The sequence below is a fragment of the Kitasatospora sp. MBT66 genome, assembly GCF_000710405.2.
In the GTDB taxonomy this organism is placed as follows: Bacteria; Actinomycetota; Actinomycetes; order Streptomycetales; family Streptomycetaceae; genus Kitasatospora; species Kitasatospora purpeofusca.
In genome coordinates this window covers 67,951-78,380 of the sequence record NZ_JAIY01000012.1, presented here as the reverse complement: position 1 = coordinate 78,380, position 10,430 = coordinate 67,951, and the positions used below count along the sequence as shown (strand labels likewise).

General features: G+C 74.2%; 7 protein-coding genes. 3 read left to right on the top strand and 4 right to left on the bottom strand.

Annotated elements, in window-relative coordinates:
• From BI06_RS32745 to BI06_RS32735, 3 genes are all read right to left on the bottom strand, one after another.
• Positions 1-3,998, bottom strand: a 3,998-nt coding sequence (locus tag BI06_RS32745) for an amino acid adenylation domain-containing protein (RefSeq protein WP_063795069.1), incomplete at its 3' end; no start/stop codon positions are given.
• Between the two features lie 225 nt (positions 3,999-4,223).
• Positions 4,224-4,406 carry a tetratricopeptide repeat protein gene (locus tag BI06_RS51465; RefSeq protein WP_255360291.1) on the bottom strand — a complete coding sequence of 61 codons (183 nt, stop codon included), beginning with the start codon at positions 4,404-4,406 and terminating at the stop codon, positions 4,224-4,226.
• Between the two features lie 399 nt (positions 4,407-4,805).
• Positions 4,806-5,708, bottom strand: coding sequence for a LysR family transcriptional regulator (locus tag BI06_RS32735; RefSeq protein ID WP_043474411.1), 903 nt, complete (start codon positions 5,706-5,708; stop codon positions 4,806-4,808).
• A 64-nt stretch (positions 5,709-5,772) separates the two neighbouring features.
• On the opposite strand from BI06_RS32735, the gene BI06_RS32730 reads away from it, so the two are divergent.
• Positions 5,773-6,573, top strand: coding sequence for an NAD(P)-dependent oxidoreductase (locus BI06_RS32730; protein ID WP_043474408.1), 801 nt, complete (start codon positions 5,773-5,775; stop codon positions 6,571-6,573).
• 106 nt (positions 6,574-6,679) lie between these two features.
• On the opposite strand, the gene BI06_RS32725 is transcribed toward BI06_RS32730, so the two are convergent.
• Entirely contained in the window at positions 6,680-7,576 is an 897-nt protein-coding gene (locus BI06_RS32725) for an MBL fold metallo-hydrolase (RefSeq protein ID WP_043474405.1), read from the bottom strand.
• A gap of 142 nt (positions 7,577-7,718) precedes the next feature.
• On the opposite strand from BI06_RS32725, the gene BI06_RS32720 reads away from it, so the two are divergent.
• Both BI06_RS32720 and BI06_RS32715 read left to right on the top strand, forming a co-directional pair.
• Positions 7,719-8,891 (top strand): AraC family transcriptional regulator, encoded by a 1,173-nt coding sequence (locus tag BI06_RS32720; RefSeq protein WP_043474401.1) that lies wholly within the window; start codon positions 7,719-7,721, stop codon positions 8,889-8,891.
• Between the two features lie 344 nt (positions 8,892-9,235).
• Positions 9,236-10,330, top strand: coding sequence for a sugar ABC transporter substrate-binding protein (locus tag BI06_RS32715; protein WP_030394800.1), 1,095 nt, complete (start codon positions 9,236-9,238; stop codon positions 10,328-10,330).
• Positions 10,331-10,430 lie beyond the last annotated feature (100 nt).

The window sequence follows — 10,430 nt, the reverse complement described above, 5'->3', positions numbered from 1 at the left end:
CTCCCGCCCCCGGCCCCGCTCCCGCCCCGGCCCCCGTCCGTGGCGGCGGCGATCGCGGCCGCCAGTTCGTCCACGCCCTGCTCCCGCAGCACGCCGTAGTGGTCCCCGGCCAGCCGGACCGTGGCCGGGGCGGCCGCCGACCAGCCGGAGCTGCCCTCGATGAAGGAGTAGTCGTCACCGGTGGCCTTGAAGACGGTCACCGGGGCCGACAGCCGCCGCTCCGCCAGCTCGCGGAAGGTGTACTCGAACTCGTAGGTCTCCCCGACGATCCGGGCCACCCGGCGGATCAGCTCCTCGTCGAGCTCCGGCAGCTTCCGGTGCACGAAGGCGGCGAAGCCGTCCTCGTCCCGCACCTCGGCGAGGCACTCGGCCAGCCCGGGACCGCCGACCGAGCCCGCGAACACCGAGTGGAGGATGGTCAGGTACGCCGGGTTGCGGTAGGAGGACTCGCGTCCGTACCGCTCCCCGTCCGCCCGCCGCAGCTCCGGGTTGCCGGGGCAGATCAGCATCAGCGCGGCCACCCGCTCCCCGGCCCGCTCCAGCTGCCAGGCCGCCTCGAAGGCCACCCGGGCGCCGAAGGAGTACCCCCACAGGGTGTAGGGGCCCTCCGGCCGGACCGCCCGGATCTGCGCCAGGTCGGCCGCCGCCATCTCCCGGATCGTCGGGTACGGCGTCTCCCCGGCGTTGATGCCGTACGCCTGGACGCCGTAGAACGGCCGGCCCGAACGCCCGGCGAGCGGACGCAGGTTCATCGGGTAGCCGCCCAGTCCGGGCCAGCAGAACACCGGGTCGCCGGTGCCGTCGCGGTGCAGCGGCACCAGTCGGGAGGCCGGTTCCCCGGCCTCCGGGGCGCCGTCACCTCCCGCGCCGTCGGCCGCGGCGGTGTCGATCCTGGCCGCCAGATCGGCGAGCCGGGGGCACTCGAACAGCACCTGGAGCGGGAGCCGGGTGCCGAACTCCCGGTTCACCCGGTTGACCAGCGCCACCGCGATCAGCGAGTTGCCGCCCGCCGCGAAGAACTCGTCCGCCGTGGAGACGGTCCCGTACTTCAGCGCTGCGGCCCAGAGCCCGGCCAGCCGCCGCTCGGTCGGCGTCGCCGGCGCCACGAACGGCGCACCGGTGGCGGCGTCCCTGACCTGCTCGGCGGCCGCCAGCGCCTTGGCGTCCACCTTGCCGTTGGCGGTCAGCGGCAGCTCGTCCAGCACCAGCACCCGGTTGGGGACCATGTAGTCCGGCAGCAGGGCCACCAGCTCGTCCCTGATCAGCTCCGCCGGGCCGCGCATGTGCACGGCGTCCTCCCGCATGCCCTCGCTGCGGATCTGCTCCTCGCTCACCCGGCCGCCGAGGAAGAAGTACGACGGGCCGCCGGCGATGCCGCACCCGGCCAGCACCGCGTCGATCCGCCGGGCGGAGGGCAGCGGGTGACCGCTCTTCGAGCTGTAGCCCGAGGACATGAACCCGAAGCCGAGCGCGTTGCGCTGCAGCCGGTGCAGCCGGACGCCCAGGCCGATGTACTCCAGCCACGGTTCGGCGGCCCGGCTCACCGCGGTGATGCCGAAGCCCGCCCGCCGGTAGACCTGTTGGTTGATCGCGATGACGTGCCGGGACTCCACCACCTCGGCGGAGATCCTGGTCAGTTCGCCGCCCTCGTACCGGTACAGGCCGGCCGGCAGGCCGTCGACCCCGCCCGGGTGGGCCTGGACGAACAGCTCGGTGTCCTCCCGGCGCGGCCGTCCGTCCTCCGGGACGATCGCGAAGCTGCCCAGGTAGTAGTCCTCCTCGGCGACGTCCAGCCGCCGCTGGACGGAGGGCTCGTGGCCCAGCGGACGCACCGCCAGCCCGTACTCCGGCAGCACCTCCTCCAGCACGCCCAGCATGTGGCCGGTCTCGAACTCCAGCACCTCCCGGATGTTGTTGCGGTACACCGGCTCGACGGCGCCGCGCCGGCCGAGGAAGTGCAGTGCGAGCGGCGCGCCCCCGGCGGCCCGGTCGCCGACCCGGACCAGGGTGTGGTCGACCGGGTGGTAGTAGTGCACGCCCGCGGCGAGGCCGTGCGAGCCGTCCGTCTCCAGGTACAGCTGGGTGGCGTACAGGGCGCCGGGGGAGGCGTAGGCGTACTTCGGCAGCAGCCGCTCGGGGCTGTGGAACTGGCCGAACCAGCGCAGCACCGGGCCGAGTTCGGCCAGGGTGACGGCGGCTGCGGCTGCGGTTGCGGTTGCGGTGGTCGCGGCCGGGCGGCTCGGCGCGGTGGCCGGGCGCGGCGGGGCGAGCAGCGCCAGCAGGTCCTCCCGGGTGACCGGGCCGCCCTCGAAGAACCGGTAGGTCTTGCGGGCGAAGGTCTCCCGCCGCTGCCGGCCGGTCTCCCGGCGCCCCGGCAGTTCGACCACCGGCCGGCCGGCCAGCTCGGCCGGTCCGCGCAGCCCCGGGTTGGACAGCTGGGCCCGGACCTGGAGCTTGCTCGCCTTGGACCGGTGGTGGCCGCCGTGGTTGCCCTGGTCCATCAGGGCGGCCTCCTTGGGGTTCAGCTCCACACAGGCCACCAGGTTGCGGTGGCCCGTCCGCGGGTCGTCGGTGACCACCGCGGCGGCCCGGCGCACCCAGGGGTGCTCCTCGACGGCGAGCGCGATCTCGTCCAGCTCGACCCGGTAGCCGCGCAGCTTGACCTGGTTGTCCACCCGGCCGGCGCACTGCAGGGTGCCGTCCGGGTTCCACTCGGCGAGGTCGCCGGTGCGGTACAGCCGCTCGCCCGGCAGGTACGGCGAGGCGACGAAGCGCTCCGCCGTCAGGTCCGGCCGGTCGAGGTAGCCGCGGGCCAGCTGGACACCGCCGATGTACAGCTCACCGGTCGCGCCGACCTCCACCGGCGCCAGCTCCTCGTCCAGGACGAAGCAGCGGGTGCGGTCCACCGGCACGCCGATCGGCACCGAACCGGCGCCGTCGACGAGCGTCTCCGGGTCGATCCGGTGGGCGGTCGCGTTGATGGTGCACTCGGTCGGGCCGTACAGATTGACCAGCTCCGCGCCCGGCAGCGCCGCCGTCAGCGCCCGGGCCAGCCGGACCGAGAGCGCCTCGCCGCCGGAGTACAGCCCGCGCAGACCGGTGCAGTCGGCCAGCCGCTCGGTGTCGAGCAGGGCCTGGAGCAGGGTCGGCACGCACTGGAGGGTGGTCACGCCGTGCGCGAGCACGGTGTCGATCAGGGCCTCCGGGTCCCGGTAGACGCCGGGCGCGCCCATCACCACCCGCGCGCCGGCGGCGGGCGCGAGGATCTCCCACTGCGCCGCGTCGAAGCTCATCGGCGTCTTCTGCAGCACGGTGGTGTCCGGGCCCAGATGGCCGGCGTCGGCCAGCCAGCGCAGCTGCGACACGATGCTGTGGTGCTCGATCATCACGCCCTTGGGGCGGCCGGTGCTGCCGGAGGTGTGGATGACGTAGGCCAGCGACTCGGGGGCGGGGCCGGCCGGGGCGTGGGCCTGGTGCGGGATGTGGGTGCTCCCGCCCGGCTCCGGCGGTGCGTCCCGGTCCGGGAGGTCGGCGGCGGTGACGATCCGGGTGCCGGCCGGGACCAGCTCGGCCAGCCGGGACCGCAGGTGCTCCTGGGCGACGACCACCCTGGTCCCGCTGGACTCGATCATCCAGCGGAGCCGCTCCTCCGGGTACTCGGGGGAGAGCGGCAGGTACGCGGCGCCCGCGTGCAGGATGCCCCAGGCACCGGTCATCAGCGCCAGGGACGGCTCGGTGCAGAGGCCGACGCAGTCGTCGGCGGCCACGCCCAGCCGGTGCAGGTGCGCGGCGAGCGCGTCGGCGGCGTCGGCGAGCTCGCGGAAGCTCAGCCGGGCGCCCGTTCCGGTGCCCGTTCCGGTGCCCGCGCCGGTCTCCGCCGGAGCGGTGACCGCCGTGGCGTCGGGGCGGGCGGCCGCCTGGGCACGGAGCAGGTCGGGCAGGCAGACGGAGCGGCGGGCGTCGAGAAGGGTGGCGAACAGGACGGACTGTGCGGTCATGACGGGGTTCCCCTGGGCTCGGGCCGATAGGGCCGCCCGGCGCGTGGACCGGGCGTGACCTCCAAGGTCGGCCACCCGTTGTCCCGAACACCTGGGGCAGCGGCCGTCACCCGGCCCCCCTTCGGGCCCGGGGCGGTCCCGCCCGCGTCCCGGGCCGGGGCCCACGCCGGTCCCGCTCGTCCCGGGCGCGGTCCCGGTCCGTCGTGCCCGGTGGTCCCGGCCCCGTCAGAACGGCTGCGGTTCGAGGTCCCGGTCGATCTGCCGCCACGCGCGGGCATCCCGTACGTGCGGGTGCTCGTCCCCCAGGAGACGGATGATCGCGGCCAGTGCCTCCGACCGCAGCTCGAGGGCCTCGTGGTGCCGTCCCAGGTCGCGCACGGTGACGGCCAGGTTCGCCCGGCAGACCAGCGTGTCCGGGTGCTCGTGCCCGAGCCGCTCGGACAGCCGGTGGAGGGCGGCCCGCCCCAGCTCCTCGGCCCACTCGTGGTGCCCGGCGGCGGTGCAGGAGTTGGCCAGGGTGACCGTGGCGTTCAGGGTGGTCGGATGCTCGGGGCCGACCGTGTCGCTCAGCCCGCGGACCGCTTCGTGCCCGAGCAGGACGGCCGCTTCGGCGTCCCCGCAGCGACGCCGGTACAGCCCGAGGTTCGCGGCGCCGCGGGACCGGCGGGTCGTCAGCCTGCTGCGGACTCACACGGCGACCCTGTCCGTCCTGCTGACCGGGAGCCGCCCGGACCCCGTCGCCCCTCCGGCGGGGCCGCGGCGGCGGGGGCGGTCGTGAAAGCACGGAGGGGCCGGTCCGGTCCGGAGTCAGGTCCGGACCGGGGCGGCCGCCGCGCGGGCGAGGTGGGGGAGGAAGGCGGTGACGGCGGGAGGCGCGGAGTGGGCGCGGAGGGTGGCGGTACGGACGAGGCGGACCGGCGTGTCCTCGGGGTGGAGCGGGACGAGCGCGATGTCCGGACGGGCGGCGCGGGCGGCCAGCGCGGGGATCAGGGTGGCGCCGAACCCGGCGGCGACCAGGCCGAGTTTCGCCGTCCAGGCGCCGACCTCGTAGGCGATCCGGGGCTGGAAGCCACTGCGGACACAGGCGGCGAGCAGGGTGGACTCGGCCCGGCTGCTGGCGGCGATCCAGGGCTCGTCGGCGAGTTCGACGAGCCGCAGCCGTTCCCGGCCGGCCAGCGGGTGGTCCGGGGGGAGGGCCACCAGCACCGGGTCCTCGGCCAGTGGGCGGAGGTCGAACAGCTCGGTGTCGTAGGGGTGCCCGGGGTAGGCGGCGACCACCGCGAGGTCGATCGCGCCGTCCCGCAGCCGGTCGAGCAGCTGTGCCGAGAGGCCCTCGGCGAGGGAGATGCCGATCCCCGGATGCGCCGTGCCGAAGGCCGCCAACGCGGCCGGGACGAGGGCGGCGTTGGCGCTGTCGAAGGCGCCGATCCGCAGTCGGCCGAGGCCGAGGCCGGTGAGCGAGGCGAGGTCGCGGCGGCTGCCGTCCAGCCGGTCCAGCAGTGCCTCGGCGTGCGGCAGCAGCATCCGGCCGTGCTCGGTGAGGCGCACCCCGCGGGCCAGCCGGTCGAACAGCTGGACGCCGAATTCGGCTTCCAGGGTCGCGATCTGACGGGATATCGCGGACTGGGTGAACCCCAGCTGCTCGCCGGCGGCGGTGAACGAGCCCAGCCGGGCGGTGGTGCGGAAGACGTCGAGCCAGGCCATGTTCATTCCGCATGGGTACCATGCCGGACATTCGCTTGTCGCCTGGCTCGACAGTTCCTAGCGTGGAGCCATGGAGAAGATCGCATTTCTGGGCCTCGGTCGTATGGGGCTCCCGATGGCCCGCCGACTCGCTTCCGGCGGCCACCCGTTGACGGTGTGGAACCGGACGCCCGGCCGGGTGCCGGAGCCGGTGGAGGGGCTGGTGGAGGTCGCGGATCCGACGGTGGCGGTGCGCGGCGCGGGCGTCGTGGTCACCATGCTGGCCGACCCGGCGGCGCTGGCGTCCGTCGCGGGACGGATCACCGCCGAACTGGCGCCCGGCACCGTGTGGGTGGAGATGTCCTCGGTGGGCCCCGCCGCGGTGGCCGAGGTGCGCGCGCAACTTCCGGACGGTGTGGGCCTGGTGGACGCTCCGGTGCTGGGCAGCGTCGGGCCGGCCGGGACCGGCGGGCTGACCGTGCTGGTGGGCGGCGGGCCGGTGGACGTGGAGCGGGTCCGGCCGGTGCTGGAGCGGCTCGGCCGGGTGGTCGACTGCGGCGGTCCCGGGGCCGGCGCGGCACTCAAGCTGGTGGCGATCGGGGCGATCGTCGGGGGAGTGGCGGTGGTCGCCGAGGCGCTGGCGCTGGCCGGATCGCTCGGTCTGCCCGAGGAGTTGGCGGGCGGGGTGCTCGCCGCCGGGCCGCTCGGGGGACTGGTGGCGCGGGCCACGGCCGTCGACGCCGACTTCCCGGTGCGGCTGGCCGCCAAGGACCTCGCGCTGGCGGGCGGCGGTCCGGTGCTCGGCGCGGTGCGCGAACGGCTGCTGGCCCACCCGGAGTTGGCCGAGCAGGACCTCGCGCGCTGGGTGGACGCGGTGCGCGCCGGGAGCTGAGGGCCCGGGTCGGGGCCGAGTCCGAGTCCGAGTCCGAGTCCGGGCCCGGGGCGGGGCCGGGGTGTCCGTCCGCCTCGGGGGAGGACGGGCGCCCCGACCGCCGCCGTCAGCCGGCCCAGCGGGTGACGGTGAAGCCGGAGCCCTCGCGCCGGACCTCGGCGGCGCCCGTCCCGGCGAAATGCGCCGGGACGACCAACTCGCCCCGTTCGGCCGCCCGTTCGAGGACGCTGCGACGGGTGGTCGCGGCCATCGCCGGGTCCTCGCAGAAGCAGCTGTTGCACTCGGGGCGGGTCAGCTGGAGCGGGCTGTGCAGCAGGTCGCCGACGAACACCGCCCGCTCGCCGCGCGAGTCGAGCCGCAGCACCGAGGAGCCGGGGCTGTGGCCGGGTGCGGGCTCCAGGGTGAGAGCCTCGTCCAGTCGGACGCCCTCGGTCCAGAGCACCGCTCGGCCCGAGCGGACCACCGGCTCGATGCTGTCGGCGTAGAGCAGCCGCCGCTCCTCCTGCCGGGTCGCCGGACCGGCCCGCCCGGGCCCGTCCGGGGCGAAGGAGGCGTGGTCGGCGGCCGGCAGGTAGTAGACGGCGTTGGGGAAGGCGGGCACCCATTCGCCGTCCCGCTCGACGGTGTTCCAGCCGACGTGGTCGGCGTGCAGATGGGTGTTGACCACCACGTCGACGTCCTCGGGCCGCACACCGGCGGCCGCGAGCAGGTCGAGGAAGTCGCTGTCCCGCTCGTGGAAGAGGCGGTTGTGCGGGCGCTGCCGACGGTGCCCGACGCCGGTGTCGACCAGGACTGTGCGGCCCCCGTGGCGGACCACCCAGCTCTGCAGGGCGCCGAGATGGGTGTCGTCGGCGCGGTTCCAGTGGTCGGGCGCGAGCAGGTCCGCGTTCCGCTCCCAGTCCTCGGGCGTCGCCCCGGGCACGATGTCGGCGGAGGGCATGAACGCCCCCTCCCACTCCCTGACCCGCAGTACCTCGGCCTCGCCGAGCACGATCCGTTCCATGGTCCCTCCCGTGGTGGTGCGTGATGTCGTTCCGTCGACGAGTCCGATCCTAGGAGCGTGTTACTGAGCGGTTCAATGCGTGATTGGCTCGATCAGATACGCAATCGGCTCACTGGTGTGCCGCTGCGGCTATTCTGCGGTCATGGACGTGGTGAGCGACGCGATCGCGGCGGTGCGGATCGGACGACCCTCCTCCAACCGGCTGCGGGTCGGCGGGGCCTGGTCGGCCCGCATCCCCGCCTACGAGGGCGCCGGCTTCCATGTGGTGCTGGAGGGCGGTTGCTGGCTGCTGCCGGACGGCGGCGAGCCCGTCCGGCTCGGGGCGGGCGACGCCGTGCTGCTGCCGCACGGGACGGGCCATGTGCTCGCGTCCGCGCCGCTGGACCACGGTGCGGCGGCGCTGGCGGTGCCGATCGAGCGGCTGCTCGCGGCGGCCCGGCCGACGCCGCCGCTTGCCCCGGAGAGCCCGGAGGGCCCGCGCGACGGTGCCGCCGTTCCGGAGGGTCCGCTCGACGGCGCCCCCGGTCCGGTGCCGGTGCTCGGCACCGCGAGCGGGCCGATCACCGAACTGCTCTGCGGGAAGTACCGCCTGGAGCACAGCAGGTCCCACCCGCTGATGCTGGAGCTGCCGGACGTGGTGCATCTGCCGAACCGGGTCGGAGCCCACCCCCAACTCCGGGCGGCGGTCGATCTGTTGGGCGGGGAACTGGCCGCCGACGGGGCGGGCGGGGCGCTCGCCGTGCCGAGTCTGATCGATCTGCTGCTGGTGTACATGCTGCGGGCCTGGCTGGCCTCGCCCCGGACCGCGGCCGGGGCGGATGCGGCGGCGGCGGGCTCGGGGGTGTCGGGTTCGGGGGTGTCGGGTTCGGCGGCCTCGGGTTCGGGAGCGCCGGGCTCGGTGCCGTCCGGCTCGGCGGCGGAGTCGGGCGCCGCCGGGGTGGGGCCGGGTGCGGGCGGCCGCTGGCCCGCCGCGCTCGGTGACCGGGTGGTGGCGGGCGCGCTGCGCGCCCTGCACGAGGATCCGGCGCGGGGGTGGAGCGTCGAGGAACTGGCCGCGAGCACGGGCGTCTCCCGGGCGACGCTGACCCGCCGCTTCACCGCCCTGGTCGGCCGGGCGCCGATGGCCTACCTGGCCTGGTGGCGGATGACCCGGGCGGCCGCGCTGCTCCAGCAGACCGCCGATCCGCTGGACGTCATCGCCCGCCGGGTCGGCTACGCGACGCCGTACGCGCTCTCGCACGCCTTCAGCCGGCAGTTCGGGACGACGCCGGGCCGCTACCGGGACCGGATGGCGGCCCACTTCTCTGACGGATGATCAAACTCTTGAACGTTTGAGTATGCCCGTCCTGTCCCTGTCAAGAGCGCCTCGGCATGCCGCTGGGGCGTCGGTATGTGCAGCGAACGATCGTTTGCCCACCAGGTACGTACCAGGTCACAGCTATTGATCGTGGGCGATTCGTCCTTCTCTGTCATGTCCTGTCAGGTCTTGACTCGGAGGATCCTCCAAGTTTCAACCCCTGCTTGGCGTTCATGAAGATAACGAAAGAGCAGGGATTCGCCGGAGCTTGAATTTACTTATTGACGACACAGGACGGCGCCGGGTTAACTCCTGCCACCTCGCCGCAGAGTTGCGGCCCCTGTCACGGAGGCATCCACCCCATGAACGCAACGATGCGTCGCGTCCTCGTCGGCACCGCCGCGGTCTCGATGGCCCTCTCGCTGGCCGCCTGCGGCAAGGCCGGCGCCGACAAGAAGGACAGCGCGAGCTCCGGGGACTCCAAGTCCATCGGCCTGCTGCTGCCGGAGAACGCCTCCTCCACCCGCTACGAGTCCTTCGACCGCCCGTTCATCGAGGCCAAGGTCACCGCCCTCTGCCCGGACTGCAAGGTCCGCTACAGCAACGCCGAGGGCAGCGCGGCCAAGCAGAAGCAGCAGTTCGACACCCTGATCGCCGAGGGCGTCAAGGTGATCGTGCTCGACGCCTTCGACGCCAAGTCCACCCAGGCCTGGGTCAAGGAGGCGGCCGGCAAGGGCGTCAAGGTCGTCGCCTACGACCGTCTCGCCACCGGCCCGGTCTCCGCCTACGTCTCCTTCGACAACGAGAAGGTCGGCGAACTCCAGGGCCAGGCCCTGCTGGACGCCCTCGGCGCCAAGGCCGCCGACGCCAACATCGTGATGATCAACGGCGACGAGGCCGACCCGAACGCGGCGCTCTTCAAGTCCGGTGCCCACAAGGTGCTCGACGGCAAGATCAAGAAGGTGGTGTACGAGCAGTCCGGTGAGTGGAAGCCCACCGTCGCGGGCCAGAAGACCGGCGCCGCCATCACCCAGCTGGGCAAGGACGGCTTCCAGGCGGTCTACTCCGCCAACGACGGCATGGCCGGCGCGATCATCACCCAGCTCAAGGCGGCCGGCGTCAACGTCCCGGTCGGCGGCCAGGACGCCGGCCTCGACGCGATCCAGCGGATCGTCGCCGGGGACCAGGCCTACACCATCTACAAGGCGTACAAGCCGCTCGCCGACAGCGCCGCCGAGCTCGCCGTCAGCCTGCTCCAGGGCAAGGACGTCAAGGCCGTCGCCTCCGCCACCGTGGACAGCGACACCGACAAGGGCATTCCGGCCAAGCTGCTGGACCCCAAGGTCGTCACCAAGGCCAACATCACCGCCACGGTGATCGCCGACGGTCTCTACAAGGCCGCCGACATCTGCACCGCCGACTACGCCGCCGCCTGCGCCGCCGCCGGTCTGAAGTGACCCCCGGTCACTGACCCGGGGTCAATGACCCCAGGATCACCGACGGCCGGTGGCCGAGGTCCGTCCGGCGCCCTCGCGCGGCGCCGGACGGCGGCCCGCC

What these genes read in the sequence shown, in the direction of transcription:
- BI06_RS32735 (WP_043474411.1), bottom strand. Translation starts at nt 5,708, where the DNA reads ATGAACATGGCCTGGCTCGACGTCTTCCGCACCACCGCCCGGCTGGGC.
- BI06_RS32730 (WP_043474408.1), top strand. Translation starts at nt 5,773, where the DNA reads ATGGAGAAGATCGCATTTCTGGGCCTCGGTCGTATGGGGCTCCCGATG.
- BI06_RS32725 (WP_043474405.1), bottom strand. Translation starts at nt 7,576, where the DNA reads ATGGAACGGATCGTGCTCGGCGAGGCCGAGGTACTGCGGGTCAGGGAG.
- BI06_RS32720 (WP_043474401.1), top strand. Translation starts at nt 7,719, where the DNA reads ATGGACGTGGTGAGCGACGCGATCGCGGCGGTGCGGATCGGACGACCC.
- BI06_RS32715 (WP_030394800.1), top strand. Translation starts at nt 9,236, where the DNA reads ATGAACGCAACGATGCGTCGCGTCCTCGTCGGCACCGCCGCGGTCTCG.